Source organism: Sporosarcina sp. GTC18466, from assembly GCF_055389225.1.
The window spans coordinates 1,817,080-1,837,049 of sequence record NZ_AP044037.1; the positions used below are offsets into that span (position 1 = coordinate 1,817,080).

Here is a 19,970-nt window from a genome sequence, read left to right on the forward strand (position 1 = left end):
TATTCCTATTAATGGAGGGGATTAAACCTATTAGTCTCGCAATTGGGAACCCGTACGGAAAGCCTTACAGCAAAAAACGACGCCCAAAAAGCGGGCGCCGTTTAGGCGTTCTGATTTGCCGGTTTCTTTTTATGTGCATTCCAACGTTCGTGCGCTTCCTTGTTGAATTCACGGTTATATTTTTCTTGGTCGCCAAAAGGGAATCGCTCGCCAGGCTTGAGGACATGATAGTTCGTACTGCCTTTTTTGTTCTTTCCATAGGCGGACGGTGCGTGTTCACCCGTCTTGTCTTCCGCGTTTTTACGGAATTCTTTTGTCCAATTCGAGTCGGCCGGATCCGCTAGAGGCAGTTCATGCGTCGGAGCGACTCCTTTTCCGGGAAATAGGATTTTAGGTTCCAGGTCCTTTTTGTTAGGATACTTACCGTCGATGGTTGTCATATAACGGATTCCTCCTTGTTCCCCGCGCGTAGCCGCGAGAGTAGTCCTATTCTTTTCCCTCTTTTGCCACTTACGAAACATGCAAACCAAAAAAAAATAAAAAAACCGGCATTTATAGAGTCCCCAGCCGGTTCGAAACTATGTACATCACGGATTCTCGCCGGCGGCTTCGCGAAGTTCCTCGATTCGGGAAGGGTCTCCAATGGCGATCAGCGTATCCCCGGCTCGGAACATCTCCTCGAAATCCGGATTGCTGAGCAGTCGCTCCCCGCGCATGATGGCAACCAGTGTAACCCCATACGTCCTGCGGATATCAGCCGTCTCCACCGTTTTCCCGATCAACGGCGAATCTGCCGCAATCACTGCTTCCTCCACTGTAAATTCTTTCATCTCCGACCGGATCAGGTCATTGATATACTTGGTCCCTTTCGGCTTCAAAACTGACATCGCCAGCTCCCGTCCCCCGATGCTCGACGGATTGATGACATGTGTCGCGCCCGCCCGTTTCAGGACATCCTCCGAATCCTCGCGCTGTGCACGTGCAGCAATCTCAATGTCTTCATTCATCCCTTTCGCGGTCAAGGTGATGAACACATTGTCTGCATCTTTCGGAAGCGCCGCGATCAGTGCTCTCGCTCGGTCTACTCGCGCTTTTATGAGCATCTCCTTGTCCGTCGGATCCCCGATCAGGCGAAGCGTCCCCTGCTCTACAATCTCGAGCATATCACTCTCGTCCTCACATATATAGAGCACCGCCACTTCCTCATCCTCTTCGAGCAGCTGCTTATACACTTGCCGCGCCACACGCCCAAACCCGCAGACGATAATATGGTCATCCAGTTTGCTGATCTGCTTTTTCATCCGCCGATTCCACACTTTCTTCGATAATTGATTTTCAATCAGATACGAAGCCCCGACCCCGAGCGCATACGTTACAAGCCCTGCCCCTGCGGGAATCAAAAGAAGCGCGAACCACCGGCCTTCCTGCGTGGTCGGATAAATATCCCCATAGCCGATCGTCATGATGGAGACGACGGTCATCCAAAACGCATTGAATGCGGACAGCCCTTCGAGATGCATGAAACCGATAGTCGATCCGATGAGCAGCAATGCGGTGATGCCGATAATGATGAGAATGCGCCTGTACCTGATCTGAATATCCAACCACCGTTTCAGCACACGACCGCCTCCGCTTTTTTCTTTCAGTATTCCACCTTGCCGGCAAGCGCAAACCAGCGTGCAGGTAGTTGGAAGTAAATGGCGCAGCCCAAGCTGGAAGTGCCAGTTGACGGCGCGCCAATTACGCCCAAAACACCCTGGAGACATTTCTCCAGGGTGCTAATCAGCTAACGGGAACTGTTACAGTCACTTTGAACAGGTCCCCGTCGAGATCAATTCGCATCGTGCCGTGGTGCATATCAACAATCGATTGGGCGATGGCGAGGCCGAGGCCGGAGCCTTCGGTGTGCCGCGCCGCGTCTGCTCGTTTGAACCGTTCGAACAGCTCGTCGACATTGGCGCCGAGCTCGTATTTGGTGATGTTCTTCACGACAAATTCCGCTTCGCCCCCTGTTTTGCGCAGAGTCACGTAGACCCGCGTGCCGGGGAGTGAATATTTGATCGCATTGACGATCAGATTATCGAGAACGCGCCACCAGCGCTGGCCGTCCACATAGGCGATCACCGGCTCTTCCGGCAGATCCGTCCGCAAGTCAAGATTCGACTTCACGACGTCTTCCGCATGTTCTGCCATTGCCTGCTGCAGCAGTTGCGTAAGGTCCACGCGCTGTTTCGTAAGCTCCATGTTGCCGCTCGCCATTTTCGACACTTCGAACAAGTCCTCGATGAGTGTCTTGAGGCGCTGCGATTTCTTATCGAGAATATCCACATATTGTGCCCGCTCTTCCGGCGACAATGCTTCATTCTTCAATAAGTCCGTGTAGGTGATAATGGACGTAAGCGGTGTCCTGAGATCATGGCTGACATTTGTGATCAATTCCGTCTTGAGCCGTTCGCTTTTCGCCTGTTCGGTCATGGAGACGCGCACGCCTTCCCGCAGATTGTTCAAGTTCCGCGCATGTTCTGCGAGCGGCGACTTTCCTTTGACCTTGATGTCCTCATGCAGCCTGCCTGCTGCCATCGCTTCGGTTGCGACGAGAATTTTGCTCAGGTACGCGGAATTCCGGACGAACAGGAAGAGTGCCGGGAATCCTAGGAACATGACGCACAATATATACAGGACTGTAAAGATCGGGTCTATAAAGCTCGCGACAAAGCCGATGCCTGCAAGGAAAAATCCGATCAGCAGAATGAACGCCTGCGTGCCGATTTTCGCATTCAGGAACATATTCTGAAAAGCTTGGAAGAGTTGAGCGGTATAGCTTTCTGCTGCGTCTTTCGCAAAGTTGCCGGGCTGTTTCCAGCGTTCGATGCCGCTTATAATCTGAAATACAATGATGCCTATCGGAAGCATTCCCAGAAGCACGAAGCGGATGCTTGCCATTGTCCAGAACTCCAGCCTGAAAGAGGACAAGACATTCGCTAAGCTTGAGGAAATGGAATCCAGATAATCACCGAACAACAAAAGAGCGATAAGGAATATGGCAGCCTTTCCATCAATTTTCAACCGGTCATATGCATCCGACAGGCGATTGTCCAGAACCCAGTCCTTCCTGAACTTCAAACCTGTCAGCAAAAGGATCAGCGCCAAAAGGGCAATGGCCCAGAATGCATACATCATATAGGCTGACCTCGTGAACCGCTTGTAGTCATACACCAGCGGGCCGCCTTCCGAAATAACGGTCTTCGGTACGACGATAACGCCTTCAAATTCCTTTACCGGATTTTGCAGAACCGATGTCTTCAGGTCAAAATAGCTGTCTCCGTAGTTGATATACTCGGAGTCTTCCATGCCGGCAGGAAGACTCCTGGCCTGGTAGAGGTTTGCGGGACCGAATTTGATTCGGTACAGGGCAGGAACGTCGATATCCCCTTTTGCGTATTCCTGGCCGCTGTCCACATCGACAAGCTTATAGTAGACGGGGATATTCGGCCGCTCCTGCATGATTTCATCCAAATACTGATTCAGCGTCTGCGTTTTCTCTTTACGGATTTTTGCTTCCACGTGCGAATCGTCCTCGAAATTCTGCTGGATGTCCGCAAGTTTCATGTCCCGTTCTTTCACAAGCGCCTGGAGCACGGTTTCATTCCCCGCCTCTTTCGCCTCCCGGATTGGCTCGTCGTATTGATCTTGAATACTGGCAAGCTGATCAGAAAGTGTCCCGAAGCGTGCCCGGTGTTCCTCGATTTCCGCTTCGGAAACCGTTATTTTCTTGGCCGCTTCCTCGCGGTCGAGCGGGTTCAGCACATTCGGGCCCACATACCGGTAGAAAGCGTCCATCTGCCACTGGAATTCATGTGAATCCGTGAACTTTTTACCGATCAATTCAGGTCCGAGACGGATGAAGGAAGGGATGGCGATGAGAATGATTGCTGCAAGCGCCACCCAGATCATATAAAAACCACGATGTTTTCTCATGCTGTTCCTCCTGTGATGATGCGTGTGAAAAAGGCGACTGTACGCGAGGACCGCTCCCAGAAATCAGAACCCATTTCCAGTATGGAAGGGAAACAATAGGCGATACTCACTGCTGCAACGCCGAGCGAAGCGACAGATGCACACACGGCCCACTTACTTTTCGATCTTGTAGCCAATGCCCCACACCACCTTCAAGTATCTTGGGTTTTTCGGATCCGCCTCGATCTTCTCCCGGATTTTCCGGATATGCACCGCCACGATGTTCTCTGCGTTGTACGCCTCTTCATTCCACACGCGTTCGTAGATGTCATTAATGGAAAACACGCGCCCCGCATGTTTCATGAGCAGCTCGGTGATCTTGTATTCGATCGGCGTCAGCTTGACAGGGCTCCCATCCACCGTCAATTCCTTCGCATCTTCATCGAGCACAAGCCCGTCGATTTCAATGCGCTTTTGCCCTTCGTACGTCCCGAGCTGCACATACCGGCGCAACTGCGACTTCACACGCGCCATCAGCTCCATCGGATGGAACGGCTTCGTCACATAGTCGTCCGCGCCGACCGACAGACCATGGATCTTATCCGTATCTTCGGCTTTGGCACTCAGCATGATGATCGGCACGTTCTGCGCCTCGCGAATCTTGAACGTTGCCGAGATCCCGTCCAAGTTCGGCATCATGATATCCAGAATAAGCAGATGCACTTCCTGGCTTCGCAATAAATCCAGCGCCTCCTGCCCGTCTGCCGCCTTCAGCACTTCATAGCCCTCGTTCTTCAAATAGATCTCGATCCCATCCCGGATCTCTTTATCGTCATCCGCCACGACAACCGTAAACTTCGCCACTGCCCGCACCTCGCTTTTCTCTATGATACCAAGTATAGGGCGTAAATCTTAACAACTGTAGAGTGGAAATCTGAAGAAATTCTTAAGATGTACTAGCATAACCTTTCTTCGCCAGTACAAACTCATCTAGAGGAGGTGTTTTCATTGGCAAATGAAAAGAAAATCAAAAAGAGCAACACCCTTGACCGCGAGGAATTCGGGTATGGATTTGATATCAGTCCGAATGATATGGACGTGATCGGTCAGAATGATGCGGCAAAAAAGCAGAAACCACAACCGCAGAAAAAGGGGAAAACCGATCCGCAGCGTCCGCCGGTGAATGGATAAATTTTCAATCGTTCCCATGCGTTTTCCCGAAACCCCGTCCTAATCGTTATTTAACGATAGGGGCGGGGTTTTTGCTGTTCTTGCGAGGTGGAGGTTGAACTATTTAGGCGTTATCACCGCTTACAAGGAGGTTATCACCGGGTAGCGGCGCTTTATCACCGGCTGGAGTGACTTTATCACCGCTTGGAAGTACTTTATCACCGGGTAACGCAAATTTATCACCGCTTGGCTCCAATTCAGGGAATCCCGGCTGCCGGTGTACTTCTCGAGAAAGGTACGGCTGCCCTGTAAAAAACTCGTGCAATTCACTAAACTCTCTGAGACAATTAACGTAAGGAAATGGTTGGAAAAGAGGGTGGCAGGATGAAAGAAAGAGTGTTTTGGGTGTGCATCGGCGTGTTTGCCGCCACATGGCTGGCGAACTTCCTATATGCGGATGCGAAGCGGCTGGATGGGCCCGTTTTTTTGGATCATTACGTGGAAACTACACTGCCCGGCGTATTGACGTTTTATTATCTAACCGACAAAGACGACAATTCGAGGGTGAGTTATGTCAATATGGATGGAGTTTCGGGATACGCGGACACCGACTATAACGTTGCGACTGCCCGGCCAGTAGATGTGCAGTCATTCCGGCACTATGTCCTGCGTAAAGTGGAAGTGATGCCGAATGAAGGCGCGCTTGAGCAGCTTTCGGCAGGTGAAGACTTCACGTTCACCGAGATGGATGTTTTCTTCGAAGGGTATCGGGATGTGAAAGCGGAGATCGGCAAGGTCACTGTACGAAAACAGCGGCCGAAGGATTTTCCTCTTCGCCCGGATACGACCGGCTATGATAATCCCGGCGTACACACGGAGCGTTTGCATGCGACGGAGAAGCTTGAAGTTCATTCCATCGGCGTGACGACGGACCGGCTGCTCGGCTTGTACACCTTTGAATTGTCCGCAGTGAAACCGGACCGGCAATCGGCTGGGGATACATGGATGCCTCTTGAAGATGCGGTTTTCCCTTTCTCGATGGAGCCAGGTGAAAAATTCGAGATCAGAAGCCACAGTCTCTCCAAGGAGTCCGTCGATTTCATCGAAGGCGGCTATGACCTTTCCGGCGCGACAGCCGGCGGCGAATCATTTACACGGCAGGGCTTTAATTTCTATATCCAGCCCTACTTGACCGAGCAAGACGTACAGGCGATCCTCAAGCGGAAGGGGGTCCGCGGACAATGAACAAAGCGCTGAAAGATCTATTCATCGGCTATTTCATGATCTGGTTCAGCTTCAACCTGCTCATCGACTGGCTGCCCGACGCAATCGGCTATCTGTTCATTTACAGAGGAGTTACGCAGCTCGCTGACATCCACCCTGCTGCGCGGAAAGCGAGAGTCTTTGCGGGTGCCGGAATCCTAATCGCCCTTCCCTCAATTGTATTGGCCTGGTTTCCTGAGGGGCGGCTGCTGGATGGCTATACCACCTTGCTGCTCGTGCTGAAGTTGATCGTCACGTTCTATCTATTTGGCGTCCTTAAGGCGATTGTAATGAAGGAACCTGGAAAAGCGCTTCTTGCAAGCCGCACTGACTTCCTGTTCCGCCTGTATCTGCTGATCCATCTCGTCACTTTGCTGCTGATTGCATTCGAACCGAATCTGTCATTTGAAACGGCAAAATGGCTGCTGTTTGCCAGCAGCATCGCCATTCTTTTCATGGACATCGGCTTCCTGGTCCTCGTCCATAGCATTCGGAAAAACGTGCCCAAAGAAACGTTCGTTATCGAAAGGGGAGACTCACTCACTTGAGAAATAAACACGGACAAATCCGCGCGGGATGGCTCATCCTTCTTGCGTTTCTCGCCATGCTTGCAGCGCAGCAGATCTTTTCGCTGCCCGGGGCCATCCTGTTGCTGGTCCAGGAAATTCCTGGCATGCGAGATTCCTATGAAATCGATGTCATGAACGCATTTGACGGCCACCCATGGCTGTTCTTCCTCACACAGGGCGGGGCAGTCTTCGGAAGCATCGTCGTAACTTACATTTTTTGGCGTTTTATGAATAAAGGATCATTGAGAAGCCTCGGTTTCCGCTGGTCGATGTCCGATTTGGCATATGGACTGTTTCTCGGAGCAGCTTCCATCGCCATCATCTTCTTCCTCCTGCTCTCGACTGGGAATGTAACAATGCTTAATTCGTTCAGCGCGCCGGAATTCACGGCGCATACCGCCGCCTACCTGCTGCTTTTCATCCTTGTCGGACTGTCCGAAGAAATGTTCTTCCGCGGCTATGTCATGTCCACCATGCACAGCCGCGGCAATCCGAAATGGGCGATCTACGTGGTCTCGGCCGTCGTTTTCAGCTTGGCGCATGGACTGAATCCGAATGTCAGCTGGCTTGGACTCTTGAACATCATGCTCGTCGGAGTCCTGTTCGCCTATATGTTCATGGAGACAAACAGCTTGTGGCTTCCAATTGGCTATCATATTACCTGGAATTATTTCCAGGGGAATGTTTTTGGATTCGCAGTGAGCGGCACGACCCCATACGGGATCTACAATGTCTCCGTCGAGGGCGGCAACGATTGGCTCACCGGCGGGGCATTCGGACTTGAAGGCGGATTGCTTGCGACATTGCTGATCGTTCTCGGATTTATTGCGACCCGGTTGTATGTGAAGATGAAGCCGGCCGCCTAACAAATAAAAGGCTTTCCCCTCTAGTGCGGGAAGGCCTTTTTGTTTGCGGGCAACCAAACGGAAGCAACTTGCCCGTGATTGGCAGCAATGCAATCAGCAAACGAAGCAATCGTATTAAGAATAGAAGCAACTCATCTGCAAACGGAGCAAGACTCTTTTGATACGAAGCAATAAACAGCTGCAAGACAGCAATCCACTTACGCAATCATCTCTTCCGTCCGCTTCTTGTCACGCCCGCCCAGCGTCAGCACCAAAATCCCGCCGACCAGCAGCACAATTCCTGTCCAAGAGATCAAATCGAGACGTTCCCCGACCACCACGACACTCAGGACAGCGGCAGTGAGCGGTTCCGCCAGCGACAAAGTGACCGCAGAAGAGGAAGGGATGTTCCGCAGGCCGTATGAAAACAACGTGTACGCCACGCTTGTCGTCGCGATGCCGAGGAACACCACCGACGCAATGCCCCGCCCCGATAGCAGCCCTTCCGTTTCGAAAATGAATAAAAACGGCAGCAGCATGACCGCACTCACGGAGAAGATGACGGCGACGGATGGGATGGCGTCCGCTTTTTCGAGGACCTGTTTATTGAACAGCGTGTACACGGCGAACAGCATGCCGGCACATAGCGACAGAAGGACGCCCGATGGATTAACGGTAATCCCCTCTTTATTCGAGAATAAGAGCACACAGCCGACAATCGCTAGCGTCGTCGCTAAGAGCCAGACACGGGACGGTTTCCGCCTCGTCACCAGCCACTCGATGACGCCCGAGAACATCGGGGCGCTGCCGATTGCCACAACCGTGCCGATTGCAATGCCTGTCAGCCGGATAGAGGTGAAAAAACAATACTGGAAGACCGCCATGGCGAGGGCCGCACACAAGGTCGCCTTCCAGGGCCATCCTCGGAAACTGATTTTCTTCATCAGCAATAAGATGATGAGCAATGCAAATCCCCCGACCGCAAGACGGGATGCACCCACTGCCAGCGGATGCACCGTCTGCGGCATGAATGTCTGGGCCGTGCCGGTCGTTCCCCACAGCATCGCACCAAGCAGCACGAATGCATACGCAAGCCGCTGAGACATTGGAAATCCCTCCCCCTTTTCCATTGACTATAGCACGCTGGAGGGATTTGGTATATGGGTCTGCCGGCCGTTTTACCGCGACTCTTCCACCACTTGCTTCAGCTTCTGGATGAGCCCTGACCAACCGCCGTCCATGCGGGGCTGGACAACCTCATGCGCCTGGCCGAATTCCGTCTCTCCACCATCACGCCATCCCGAATGGACAACAGTTACTCTTGTTTTGCCGCTTCTATCTTCCAGCTGGAATGACAAATTCCAATCCTTGCCCCAGTCAAACGCAAAGCACTTTCCAGGTTCGACGGCAGTCACTACACACTTGGAATTCCCCCACGGGCCTGCCTGCAATTCAAATGAAGACCCGACAACCGGCTCCAGATCACTCGGCATGAACCAGGCGCCAATCCCTTCTGCTGTGGAGACGTATGGCCATACCTTTTCAATCGCCATATCCACTTCTATTTGCTTTTCTATATTACGCATATTGTTTCTCTCCTTCTCCATAGGAAAAGCCTCATGACCTATCATCCCGATCATAAGGCTATACGCCAAGTATACAACAAATTGCCTTCATCTAAGCAGACTGGCTATTGATGAACTCTACTAGCCGTTCCCGCTTGTTCATCCAGGCGACTTCAATGACAAACGTATACGTCTTGCCAACCACCGTCCTGACTTTCATGCCATTGGGAGCCACTCCGAGACTCTTCGACATCTCGGCCTGTTCAATATCCTTCATCGGAATCTCAACGTCCCCCTTTTGGATATTCACTTCATGCGGCTGGAAGAGCAGCCTTTCGTTCGTGAGGGTCAACAGACCGCCGACATACTCGATCCCTTTCCGCAAATTCGCGCCGACTTCATATTCAGCCGTTTCTTCAGGGTGCACTTTCATCCACCTCCCTTCTATAATAAGAGCTAACAATTGCCCTATACCCCGTTTACTGGAAATTAAAATCCAATCCCTCTTTCGCTTTTCGGATCCGCCAGCGTTCCAGTGAGTGTCCCATACCCATGCGCGTCCCAAAACGCATTCCCATCTCCGTCATCCACTCTTTCATTTCCTGCTGACAACAAGCCACGGCCGTGCTATACTATTAGCCGGCTTCCATGCCACGTGGTTCGCGACCATCCCACGTAAAAAAACTAAGGGAGAAGAGAATATGAAAGTAAAAACGATGGCGACGAGCGGGATCATTGCTGCGCTCTATGTCGCTGTGACGTTTTTGATTGCCCCGTTCGGCTTCACGAACGTCCAGTTCCGCTTGTCGGAAATGTTCAACCACCTTGTGGTATTCAACAAAAAGTATATGATCGGCGTTGTGCTTGGCGTGTTTGTCGCCAATCTGCTGTTCTCGGAGCTCGGGCCAATCGACCTGGTTTTCGGCGTCGGCCAATCGGTCATCGCCTTGTCGATTACGATTTTTTCAGCGAGGTTCATTAAGGGGATGTACCAGCGGATGCTGGTCAACACGCTGGTTTTCACGGCGACCATGTTCTTGATCGCCTGGGAATTGAACATCGCTCTGGAACTGCCCTTCCTGATCACTTGGGGATTTGTCGCGGTTGGCGAGTTTGTCGTCATGCTGGTCGGCATTCCGGTGATGGCTGCGCTGAACAAACGCCTTCAGTTGGATAAACTCATATAAAAAAGGGGCTGTCCAGAAAGTCAGTGAAAACTGAGTTTCTGTGGCAGCCCTTTTCTTGTTGAAACGATTACCCGACGAGAGCTCTCCGAACCCGTTGCTTTCCGTTCCAGGCGGACGCGTTCCTGGGGGCGTGCGGTGAGCCAAGCGAACAGCAAAGGGTTCGCTTTGCCGTATTTCTGCGTTGTTTGCAGAAATTAAGGCATCCGGTGCTCCTAACGCTTCGCTTTTCCTGCGGGGTCTCACCTGACACGCTGATCCCCAAGGAGTCGCCGCCTTGCACTCCAAGCAACTGGCGACCCGTGTAAAAGACTACAAAAAAATCGCCCTTTCTAGTAAGATGAAGTCGCCGCGATATTGCCCCACCTTGGCAATACCATCAGATCCCCAAGCACGTACGAAACAACTAACAGAGCAATTCCAGTCACAGTGGAAGACAGGAACGACACATTGTAAATCCATGTCAACACAATCCAGACAACCGGAAAAATCATGGCAGCTTTTATCATGATGGCCCGAACATGATTTACATTCGATTCATTCATACAACCTGATACCTCCATTTAAAATTTGGTACACTTAGAGTGCCCCACAGTTTGAAATTTTTTCATCTCAACAATTCGAAGGAGATATTGGTATGTATATGACCATTCAACAAACCGCCGAATACCTCGGCATGCCGGAATCCCAGGTGCGCGGCTACGTGCTGGAAGGACGCATTCGCAGTGTGCATGATGGCGAGCAGTTTCTGGTGAATCAAGATCAGTTCGCCTCCTATTTCAGACAACTGGAGCTCGCAAAGCGGCAGATGGCAGAGTATTGGAACGAGCCGATCCCTCCTGACCGGGATATCAAGGATGAAGACTGAGATAGCGCTTTCATTAGGTATAAGGGCTCAATTAATTTATTCAACGCCAGTAGAATTCAGAAAAAAACCAGCATCCTCATCCCCTGCTCAGCTTATAGACAGTCTATGTTCAGCGAGGTTTATAAAAAAATAAAACTCGAGATTCTACACTCTTTTTCTATTTTCATCCCTTTTGCGTTCACTGAATAGGATTGGTATAGTTGATAGTCGTTTGACAAAACTTTTTGCTTTACCAAGGGGGAACCATGAAAAAAATTTCTAGTGTCTTTTACATCACGATTGCGCTCATTATCGTAGCAGTCGGCTACGGAGTACTTGCGTCGGATAGTTTCGAGGCAGTCACGACAAACATCAAGAACTTTGTTGCATCGTCGTTTGGCTGGTATTACATGCTGCTGATGTCTGTATTGTTGCTGCTGAGCATCTTCTTGATCTTCAGCCCGTTCGGAAAGATCCGGCTCGGCAAGGATACCGACCGGCCAGCCTTTTCTACTGTCACTTGGATCGCCATGCTGTTTTCAGCTGGAATGGGGATCGGGCTCGTATTCTACGGTGCTGCGGAGCCGCTGTGGCACTATGCGGTCATGCCAGCGACGAAGGATCCGAATACAGCTGCTGCCTTTAAGGAAGCGATGCGTGAGTCATTCTTCCACTGGGGTCTTCATGTTTGGGCGATGTATGGAATCGTCGCACTGTCACTTGCTTATTTCCAATTCCGAAAAGATGCACCGGGTTTAATTTCAGCAACATTGAAGCCGATTTTTGGCAAGAAGATGGATGGTCCGTGGGGTATTCTCGTCGACGTCCTTGCTGTCTTTGCAACTGCGTTCGGCGTCGCCACTACTCTCGGCTTCGGTGCTGTTCAAATTAATGCGGGGCTGAATTATCTATTCGGCTTGAAGATCGGAACACTATCGCAGTTTTACATCATTGCAGTAGTCACCGTCCTCTTCATCATGTCGGCTTGGTCAGGGCTAAGCAAAGGCATCAAGTATCTATCCAATACCAATCTGATCCTGGCTGTTTTGCTTCTTGCGTTCGTCGTCATCTTAGGGCCTACGCTCCTGATCATGAACATGTTCACGGATTCGATCGGCGGCTACCTGGCCAATATCATCCAGATGAGCTTCGGCACGGCGCCGCTTAACGAAGGCAACCGGGAGTGGCTCGATGGCTGGACGATCTTCTACTGGGCCTGGTGGATTTCCTGGGCGCCATTTGTCAGCATGTTCATCGCGCGGGTCTCGAAAGGCCGTACCATCCGTGAGTTCATGGTCGGTGTGCTGCTTGCGCCGACACTGCTCTGTGCGTTCTGGTTCTCGACATTCGGGACGACTGCGATCGACATGCAGCGAAACGGCGTGGCAGATATCGCAAGCGCCAAAACAGAACTTGTCGTCTTTGAGATGTTCCACCAGATGCCATTGTCATTCATCATCTCGGTGATCGCCATTGTCCTGATCGCTTCGTTCTTCGTCACGAGTGCCGACTCTGCGACATTCGTACTCGGCATGCAGTCGACATACGGCTCCCTGACACCAGCGAACAACGTCAAGATTGTCTGGGGTGTCATCCAGTCGACCATCGCCTTGATCCTGCTGTCAGTCGGCGGCCTGGATGCGTTGCAGAATACGATCATCATCGCGGCCTTGCCGTTCTCGTTCGTCATGCTGCTGATGGTCATATCGCTTCTCAAGGCGCTGAACAACGAAACTCCGATTACCAAACCAAAGAAACAATAAGAAAAAGGCATTGCACCGGTCATCCGTGCAATGCCTTTTCGTATGATTGATTATGCCAGTACCGCGGCCCCTTCTTTGATCCGGATGGCATGCAGCAAGTCGCTGACCATCGCATTCCCGGTCGGGTACATGCCGGCACCCGGTCCCACGAGCGTCAGAGCGCCAAGATACTCGGTTTCCGTGATGATCGCATTATCGACGCCATCGATGCTGTAGAGCGGATGATCGGGACCGAGGAGGACAGGGCCGACCTCGGCATGCGGCTTCCCATCATCATCCGTCCAAATATCCGCGATATGCCGATACCGCAAGCCGCTTTCCCTCGCTTCCACAATATCCTCGATGCTAATGTGGTCCACGCCGGCTGCCTGGACGCGCTCCCATTCCGGCTGCCGGCCAAACGCAAGGGAACTGAGGATCATGGCTTTCCGGAACGCATCCATCCCGCTCACGTCGTCCGCCGGGTCCTCCTCCGCATAACCTAGCGCCTGCGCTTCCTTAAGAGCTCCATGGAACGGAATGCCATCCTCCCGCATCTTCGTCAAAATGAAGTTCGACGTCCCATTCACGATGCCCTGGATCCGGCGCACCCGATCGCCCGCCAGCAAATTGCGGATTGTCCGGATGATCGGCACCCCGCCCGCGACAGTCGCCTCATATCCGACCGTCAAATCCCGGAATTCGGCATGCTTCAACAGGGCTGGGCCGTGTTTCGCAAACATCGTTTTATTCGCAGTAATGACATGACACCCGGCTTCAATCGCTTGAGATACATACGTATACGCCGGTTCCTCGCCGACAATTGCCTCGAAAACAGCCTCGATGCCGGGTCTCGCGAGGATCTCGTCAATTGAATCCGTCACGAGGACCCCAGACGCCGCCTTTCGCTTCTTCGCCACATCCTTCACCAAAATGGCATCGACCTCAATCGTATATCCGGTATGCGCACGGATCTGCTCCCGCTTCTCCTGCAATATTCGATAAACGCCCTCTCCAACTGTGCCGAAGCCCAGCAGCGCCACCTTGATGGACGGCATACCACCACTCCTTTCCTCATACTGCCAGCAACGAAGCAACCGGCAGTCGAATGAGACGGCCGGATGCTTGCATATTCCTGTTGATTATTTGGTTGCGCCCGTTTTGGATAATGAACGCCTATTTCTCGCCCGCGAGCGCCCGTTTCGGATAATGAACGCCTATTTACCACCCGCGAGCGCCTGTTTCGGCTGATGAACGCCTATTTACCACCCGCGAGCGCCCGTTTCGACTGATGAACGCCTATTTATCACCCGCGAGCGCCTGTTTCGGATGATGAACGCCTATTTACCACCTGCGAGCGCCCGTTTCGGATGATGAACGCCTATTTACCACCCGCGAGCGCCTGTTTCGGATGATGAATGCCTATTTACCACCCGCGAGCGCCTGTTTCGGATGATGAATGCCTATTTACCACCCGCGAGCGCCTGTTTCGGCTGATGAACGCCTATTTACCACTCGCGAGCGCCTGTTTCGACTGATGAACGCCTATTTACCACCTTCGAGCGCCCGTTTCGGCTGATGAACGCCTATTTACCACCTTCGAGCGCCCGTTTCGGACGATGAAACTGTTTTCCGCCGCATCCCGCTAGTCTCGCATCCTTGTAATCGCAGATGAGCGACCGTTTAACCGGGTGAGCGAACCATTTTGCCGGCAGATCGATTCATTTAACCCGGCGAGCGATTCATTTAACCGGCTGTTCGAACCATTTAACCTGCCGAACAATCCATTTTACCAGCCTATCAATTCATTTAGCCGGCCGATCAATCCATTACTTACAACTAAGAACACCTATTCCAAACATTAATCAACTCTGAATCGATGAACCCGGTCGGATGGCTATCGAATGAGATAGCCCGATTGCCGAATGAGGCCTCATCCATCCGTCCGGACTTCCTGCCAACAAAAGAATTTACTTTCCTGCAGCAACAGGCACTGCTTTTTCAATCGCCTGCTTCAAGTCTTCGATGATGTCGTCAGCAGACTCGAGGCCGATGGACAAGCGGATGAGCTCTTCCGAGACGCCAGAGTTCTTCAAATCCTCGGCAGACAATTGCTGGTGGGTTGTCGAAGCCGGGTGGATGATGAGCGATTTCGCGTCGCCGACGTTTGCCACATGTGACCAGATCTTCACGTTGTCAATTACCTTGCGGCCTGCTTCCCGTCCGCCTTTGATGCCGAAGACGATGATGGAGCCTGACCCGTTTTTCAAGTATTTATTCGCATTAGCGGCTGATGGATGGTCTTCGAATCCTGCATATGTCACCCAGTCGACGGCCGGATGGTCACGCAGGAACTCCGCCACTTTCTGCGCATTCTCGTTGTGCCGCGTTACACGGAGATGAAGTGTTTCCAGGCCTTGCAGGAAGTTGAACGCGCTGTCCGGATCGAGGCAAGGGCCGAAATCGCGCAGCAACTGTACGCGGAGCTTTGTGGCGAACGCGGCGTTTGCCGTATCGATGCCATAACGAAGTCCGTGGTACGTTTCATCCGGCTCTGTGAAGCCCGGGAATTTCCCTTGCGTCCAGTCGAATTTGCCGGCATCGACGACGACACCGCCAATCGTTGTCCCGTGCCCTCCGATCCACTTTGTCGCGGAATGGATGACGACGTCCGCACCGTGCTCAATCGGGTTCGCTCCGTATGGGGAAGCGAATGTGCTGTCGATGAGGAACGGGATGCCATTCTCATGGGCCACCTTCGCGACCGCTTCAATATCAAGGACATGGAGGCTCGGATTTCCGATCGTTTCGGCGAACAGCGCCTTCGTCTTATCCGTGATCGCTGCCCGGAAATTTTCAGGGTCCGTAGCATCGACGAACTTCACCGTGATGCCATAACGCGGCAGCGTCACCGCAAACAGATTGTATGTGCCGCCGTATAGATTGCTGGCAGCAACAATTTCATCGCCCGCTCCTGCGATATTCAAAATGGAAAATGCAATCGCCGCCATGCCGGATGACAACGCGACAGCAGCCGTCCCGCCTTCCAGCAGGGCAATCCGCTCTTCGAACACAGCGACAGTTGGATTGGTGATGCGCGTATAAATGTTGCCCGCCTCGGCAAGCGCGAAGAGATTCTGCGCATGCTCCGTATCGCGGAACACGAAGGATGTAGTGCGGTGGATCGGCACTGCGCGGGAACCTGTGACAGGATCCGGCTGCTGGCCGCCGTGAAGAAGTAGTGTTTCGGGTTTGAGTGGGTTGTTTGACATGTGAATGACCTCCAAAAATGTAGTAGTCAGATGAAAAAGGCAGCAGGCTTGCTGTGCGGAGGCGTTCAGGGGTTAATTGGAATAAAAAATACCCCTTTCGCTAAGGAAGAGGGGTATGCTTACGCGTATTCCTCCCCTTATCTTTCAGACCGTTCGCACGTTCTGTAGGAAGTAGCACCTTTGCAAGTTTGTCACTTGCCGGTTGCCGGGCATCACAGGGCCTAGTCCCTCCGCCGCTCTTGATAAGAGTATGGGTTAATTCAGTTTTTCATCTTGTTGAACAGTATAGAGACTCATATTTTGAAAGTCAAGAGGAAAAACAAAAATCTTTCTGAACGTTCGGATGAATGGAGAAAAAAAGGGGCTGTCCAATAAGTCCCTAAAATAAAACAGGTGGAGAAAAACGAATCGTTTTTCTCCACCTGTTTTTGGTTTTCCATCCGGTCCTCCTGAAAGCGGCTGGCGGATGCCAGCCACTTTCAGGAAGTTGTGGGCCAGTGCCACGATCCCGAATTCCGCGTTGACCTTCTCGAGGCCTCGCAAGAGAAATCCGCGGAACGACCGATTGCCCTTGATATGACCGAACACACTTTCGACCTCCACTTTCCGTTTGGCGTAGATGTCTTTGTTCGTCTCACATTCAAGGGCTGTCTTGGCTTTCGCTTTCATTTCTTCGTAGATTGGATTCCAATGGACCTGCCGGTTGCCTTTCGCTTTTGTACACTGCGCTTTAAGAGGACAGTCGGCACAATCTTCACATTCATAGATCTTATAGCTCTGCACAAGGCCGGATGCATTCTTCCTGTCCTGGTATTTCTTGAAGGGGACACGGCGTCCCTGCGGACAGATGAACTGGTCGGCCGCTTCCTCGTAGGTCCAGTTCTTCGCATTCTTGATGTCTTTTTTGTACTTCCGCGTCTGCTCCTTCAGATACGTGGAATAGGGGATCAGGAAGTCGAAACGGGATTCCTTCTCCTCGCCGATGGCGTATAGATAATTCTCTTCACTGCCATAGCCGGCATCGGCCACCACACGTGTCGGCATCGGAAGCCGGGATGCCGCAAGTTTCTCAAGATGCGGGACGAAACAGCGGGTATCGGTCGGCCGTTGATGTATCGTATAGAACACGATGAACTGATTCTCGGTCGCCATCTGTACATTATAGCCAGGCTTCAGCTGGCCGTTCTTCATATGGTCCTCTTTCATCCGCATGAACGTGGCGTCCGGGTCCGTTGTCGAGAAGCTGTTGCGATCACCGAAGAGGTCATGATGACGGGCATACTTCTGTAGACGCGGCAGGAAATCTTCCCGGATCAGTTTGGCCGGCTTCCGTAGGAGACTGCGTCGACTGCGAAGCGCTTTGCGATCGGGGACCGACTCTGTCTTCTCAATTTCCGCTGTCAGGATGTCCACCTGTTCCTCCAGTCTTTCCGCCAGCTGCTGGAGCTCTTCCGGTTTCGCTTCTTCCTTGGGGAATTCGCCAAGTTCCATGCCCTCTGCCTGCGCGATTTCATGGATGGACGCGAGTGTCTCCTGGATCTTCTCCTTCAGTTTCCCTTCGTACCGCTCTGTCGACTTCTTCCAGACGAACGAATACTTATTGGCATTGGCCTCCATCTTGGTGCCGTCCAGGAAATAGTTCTCCATTGTGATATAGTTCTCCTCGATCAGCTTTAGGATCATCGTCTCGAATAACTCATCCATCATCGCGGCCATGCGTACACTCCGAAACTCATTGAGTGTACGGAAGTCGGGTGTCTGACAGGCGGCCAGCCACATGGCAGGCAGGTTCTCCTGGATCAGCGTCTCGATTTTGCGGCTGGAGTAGACTTTCTGGGAATAGGCGTAGAGGATGACCTTAAGCATCATCTTCGGGTGGAAGGGGCTTCTCCCTCCACCGGAGTAATAGGCGAAAAGCTGCTCGTCCGGGATGGATTCGATCATCTCATCGACCACTCGCGCGACATGATGTGCCGGAATAAGTCCCTCGACATCGAAGATGGCGAATGCCTGACGGTTATTGTAGGGTTTGAACGTCCGTGTACGTACGCTTGATTGCGGGGAAATAGGTTCTGTCTCTTCAATGGAAAAGTGGAGTTGTTTTGTGGTATACTCATCACAAGTAATCTTCGGGTTACACATAAGAATCGTCCTTTCTTTGATGGGTTGTGGTGACTTCATCTTACTAGAAAGGGCGATTTTTTTGTAGTCTTTTACACGGGTCGCCAGTTGCTTGGAGTGCAAGGCGGCGACTCCTTGGGGATCAGCGTGTCAGGTGAGACCCCGCAGGAGCGCAGCGACGAGGAGGCTCACCGCACGCCCCCAGGAACGCGTCCGCCTGGAACGGAAAGCAACGGGTTCGGAGAGCTCTCGTCGGGTAATCGTTTCAACAAGAAAAGGGCTGCCACAGAAACTCAGTTTTCACTGACTTTCTGGACAGCTCCTCTCTGATTCAGATAATAAAATATGCAACCACCGATACGACAATTGACGTAATCGTCATGGCGAGAAGCGGCTTCATGGCGCGTTCACGAAGATCGCGCAGGCTGACATTCAGGCCTAGGCCGACCATGGCCGCGGTCAAGAGCCATGTTGTCAGCGTATTGACACCGGTCGTAAATCCTTCCGATACCGGGATGGAATGGCCAAGAACGTAGCTGCCGAGCACGCTGAGCAGGATGAACCCAAGGAGGAACCAAGGGAATTCGACCTTGCTTTCCCCTCCTTCTGCCGTCCCTTTGCTTTTCCGCTTCATGAAGTAAATGAATATGAAACAGAGCGGCACAAGCAGGAAGACCCGGCCGAGTTTAGCGAGCAAGGCGATGGCAAGCGCATCTTCTCCTGCCGGTTCCGCCGCGATGGCGACGTGCGCAAGCTCATGCAGGCTCATGCCCGACCAGATGCCGTAATCCGTCGGGATGAGCGGCAAGATCGGGCGCAGCAATGTGTAACCGATCGCAAAAACGGTCCCCATCATGGCAATAATCCCGACGCCGATTGCCGTGTCCTCGTCCTTCGTCTTCAAAATCGGCGCGACAGCAGCAATGGCCGCCGCCCCGCAGACACCTGTCCCGACGCCTAGCAGAAGGGAGATGTTTTCATCCGCCTTCAGCCATTTTGCGATGAGCACAGTGAGAGTGATCGCCAGCGCAATGATGAAAGCATCCCGCACAAGCAGTCCAAGGCCGTCACGGAAAACGACATCTATGTTCAGCTTTAATCCATAGAGAATGATCGCAACACGGAGCAGCTTCTTCGAGGAGAAGGTAATTCCCTGCCGGATCGCTTCCGGATAGCCGAAAAACTGCCGATAGGCGACAGCGATGATGATGGCGCTCGCCAATTGCCCGATATGGTCAAAGCCCGGAACCTTCGCCAGATAAAATCCTAAAAGTGCTATAAAAAAAGTAAATGCGACACCCGCCATCCACATGGTTCTTCTATTCGTCATAGAACTGCACCTCCTGTATCTAGGGTAATCCCTTCCAAACGATAAGTAAAATAAATTATAATAATGATTACGATAAGCAAACCATTATAAGAAAGGGGTCTGACC

The 19,970-nt window shown here is 52.2% G+C and carries 20 protein-coding genes and 2 riboswitches; of the genes, 7 read left to right on the plus strand and 13 right to left on the minus strand.

What is annotated here, in order from left to right; genetic code table 11:
- Positions 1-101: 101 nt before the first annotated feature.
- The 5 genes from ACZ5FK_RS08750 to ACZ5FK_RS08770 form a co-directional block, all read right to left on the minus strand.
- Entirely contained in the window at positions 102-440 is a 339-nt protein-coding gene (locus ACZ5FK_RS08750) for a hypothetical protein (protein ID WP_464804548.1), read from the minus strand.
- A gap of 147 nt (positions 441-587) precedes the next feature.
- Positions 588-1,619: a potassium channel family protein gene (locus ACZ5FK_RS08755; RefSeq protein WP_464804549.1), complete on the minus strand. Its 1,032-nt coding sequence runs from the start codon at positions 1,617-1,619 to the stop codon at positions 588-590.
- Between the two features lie 163 nt (positions 1,620-1,782).
- Positions 1,783-3,978, minus strand: coding sequence for a sensor histidine kinase (locus ACZ5FK_RS08760; RefSeq protein ID WP_464804550.1), 2,196 nt, complete (start codon positions 3,976-3,978; stop codon positions 1,783-1,785).
- Positions 3,975-4,154: a hypothetical protein gene (locus tag ACZ5FK_RS08765; RefSeq protein ID WP_464804551.1), complete on the minus strand. Its 180-nt coding sequence runs from the start codon at positions 4,152-4,154 to the stop codon at positions 3,975-3,977. Before ACZ5FK_RS08765 ends, ACZ5FK_RS08760 begins: the two co-directional genes overlap by 4 nt.
- The gene (locus ACZ5FK_RS08770; RefSeq protein WP_464804552.1) at positions 4,132-4,821 is read right to left on the minus strand and encodes a response regulator transcription factor; all 690 of its coding nucleotides are present in this window, start codon (positions 4,819-4,821) and stop codon (positions 4,132-4,134) included. The genes ACZ5FK_RS08765 and ACZ5FK_RS08770 overlap by 23 nt, the downstream gene beginning before the upstream one ends.
- 135 nt (positions 4,822-4,956) lie before the next feature.
- Here ACZ5FK_RS08770 and ACZ5FK_RS08775 point away from each other — a divergent pair, with 135 nt between their 5' ends.
- The 4 genes from ACZ5FK_RS08775 to ACZ5FK_RS08790 all read left to right on the plus strand — a co-directional run bounded on the left by ACZ5FK_RS08775 (position 4,957) and on the right by ACZ5FK_RS08790 (position 7,825).
- Entirely contained in the window at positions 4,957-5,148 is a 192-nt protein-coding gene (locus ACZ5FK_RS08775) for a hypothetical protein (protein WP_464804553.1), read from the plus strand.
- Positions 5,149-5,511: 363 nt separating this feature from the next.
- A complete protein-coding gene (locus tag ACZ5FK_RS08780; RefSeq protein WP_464804554.1) occupies positions 5,512-6,372 on the plus strand; it encodes a hypothetical protein in 861 nt (286 codons plus the stop codon).
- The gene (locus tag ACZ5FK_RS08785) at positions 6,369-6,938 is read left to right on the plus strand and encodes a hypothetical protein (protein WP_464804555.1); all 570 of its coding nucleotides are present in this window, start codon (positions 6,369-6,371) and stop codon (positions 6,936-6,938) included. Before ACZ5FK_RS08780 ends, ACZ5FK_RS08785 begins: the two co-directional genes overlap by 4 nt.
- Positions 6,935-7,825 carry a CPBP family intramembrane glutamic endopeptidase gene (locus tag ACZ5FK_RS08790; RefSeq protein ID WP_464804556.1) on the plus strand — a complete coding sequence of 297 codons (891 nt, stop codon included), beginning with the start codon at positions 6,935-6,937 and terminating at the stop codon, positions 7,823-7,825. Before ACZ5FK_RS08785 ends, ACZ5FK_RS08790 begins: the two co-directional genes overlap by 4 nt.
- Before the next feature lie 197 nt (positions 7,826-8,022).
- On the opposite strand, the gene ACZ5FK_RS08795 is transcribed toward ACZ5FK_RS08790, so the two are convergent.
- From ACZ5FK_RS08795 to ACZ5FK_RS08805, 3 genes are all read right to left on the minus strand, one after another.
- Positions 8,023-8,910, minus strand: a complete 888-nt coding sequence (locus tag ACZ5FK_RS08795) for a DMT family transporter (RefSeq protein WP_464804557.1) — start codon at positions 8,908-8,910, stop codon at positions 8,023-8,025.
- Positions 8,911-8,982: 72 nt separating this feature from the next.
- Complete coding sequence (locus ACZ5FK_RS08800) at positions 8,983-9,390, minus strand: SRPBCC family protein (RefSeq protein WP_464804558.1); 408 nt, start codon at positions 9,388-9,390, stop codon at positions 8,983-8,985.
- Positions 9,391-9,481: 91 nt separating this feature from the next.
- Complete coding sequence (locus ACZ5FK_RS08805; RefSeq protein WP_464804559.1) at positions 9,482-9,802, minus strand: GRAM domain-containing protein; 321 nt, start codon at positions 9,800-9,802, stop codon at positions 9,482-9,484.
- 216 nt (positions 9,803-10,018) lie between these two features.
- A riboswitch (PreQ1 riboswitch) is annotated at positions 10,019-10,063 on the plus strand.
- A gap of 7 nt (positions 10,064-10,070) precedes the next feature.
- Between ACZ5FK_RS08805 and ACZ5FK_RS08810 the strand changes: the two genes are divergently transcribed.
- Positions 10,071-10,556 carry a QueT transporter family protein gene (locus tag ACZ5FK_RS08810; protein WP_464804560.1) on the plus strand — a complete coding sequence of 162 codons (486 nt, stop codon included), beginning with the start codon at positions 10,071-10,073 and terminating at the stop codon, positions 10,554-10,556.
- Between the two features lie 329 nt (positions 10,557-10,885).
- Here ACZ5FK_RS08810 and ACZ5FK_RS08815 read toward each other — a convergent pair whose 3' ends face one another.
- Positions 10,886-11,098: a DUF2512 family protein gene (locus tag ACZ5FK_RS08815; RefSeq protein ID WP_464804561.1), complete on the minus strand. Its 213-nt coding sequence runs from the start codon at positions 11,096-11,098 to the stop codon at positions 10,886-10,888.
- Between the two features lie 92 nt (positions 11,099-11,190).
- On the opposite strand from ACZ5FK_RS08815, the gene ACZ5FK_RS08820 reads away from it, so the two are divergent.
- The gene (locus tag ACZ5FK_RS08820) at positions 11,191-11,421 is read left to right on the plus strand and encodes an excisionase family DNA-binding protein (RefSeq protein WP_464804562.1); all 231 of its coding nucleotides are present in this window, start codon (positions 11,191-11,193) and stop codon (positions 11,419-11,421) included.
- A 245-nt stretch (positions 11,422-11,666) separates the two neighbouring features.
- Positions 11,667-13,163, plus strand: a complete 1,497-nt coding sequence (locus ACZ5FK_RS08825; RefSeq protein ID WP_464804563.1) for a glycine betaine uptake BCCT transporter — start codon at positions 11,667-11,669, stop codon at positions 13,161-13,163.
- A 50-nt stretch (positions 13,164-13,213) separates the two neighbouring features.
- Here ACZ5FK_RS08825 and ACZ5FK_RS08830 read toward each other — a convergent pair whose 3' ends face one another.
- From ACZ5FK_RS08830 to ACZ5FK_RS08845, 4 genes are all read right to left on the minus strand, one after another.
- Positions 13,214-14,200 (minus strand): homoserine dehydrogenase, encoded by a 987-nt coding sequence (locus tag ACZ5FK_RS08830; RefSeq protein WP_464804564.1) that lies wholly within the window; start codon positions 14,198-14,200, stop codon positions 13,214-13,216.
- A gap of 912 nt (positions 14,201-15,112) precedes the next feature.
- Positions 15,113-16,414: an O-acetylhomoserine aminocarboxypropyltransferase/cysteine synthase family protein gene (locus ACZ5FK_RS08835; protein ID WP_464804565.1), complete on the minus strand. Its 1,302-nt coding sequence runs from the start codon at positions 16,412-16,414 to the stop codon at positions 15,113-15,115.
- Between the two features lie 134 nt (positions 16,415-16,548).
- Positions 16,549-16,663: riboswitch (SAM riboswitch) on the minus strand.
- A 6-nt stretch (positions 16,664-16,669) separates the two neighbouring features.
- Positions 16,670-18,658 (minus strand): IS1182 family transposase, encoded by a 1,989-nt coding sequence (locus ACZ5FK_RS08840; RefSeq protein ID WP_464804566.1) that lies wholly within the window; start codon positions 18,656-18,658, stop codon positions 16,670-16,672.
- A 208-nt stretch (positions 18,659-18,866) separates the two neighbouring features.
- On the minus strand, positions 18,867-19,865 hold the full coding sequence (locus ACZ5FK_RS08845) for a YeiH family protein (protein ID WP_464804567.1): 999 nt from the start codon (positions 19,863-19,865) through the stop codon (positions 18,867-18,869).
- Between the last annotated feature and the right edge of the window lie 105 nt (positions 19,866-19,970).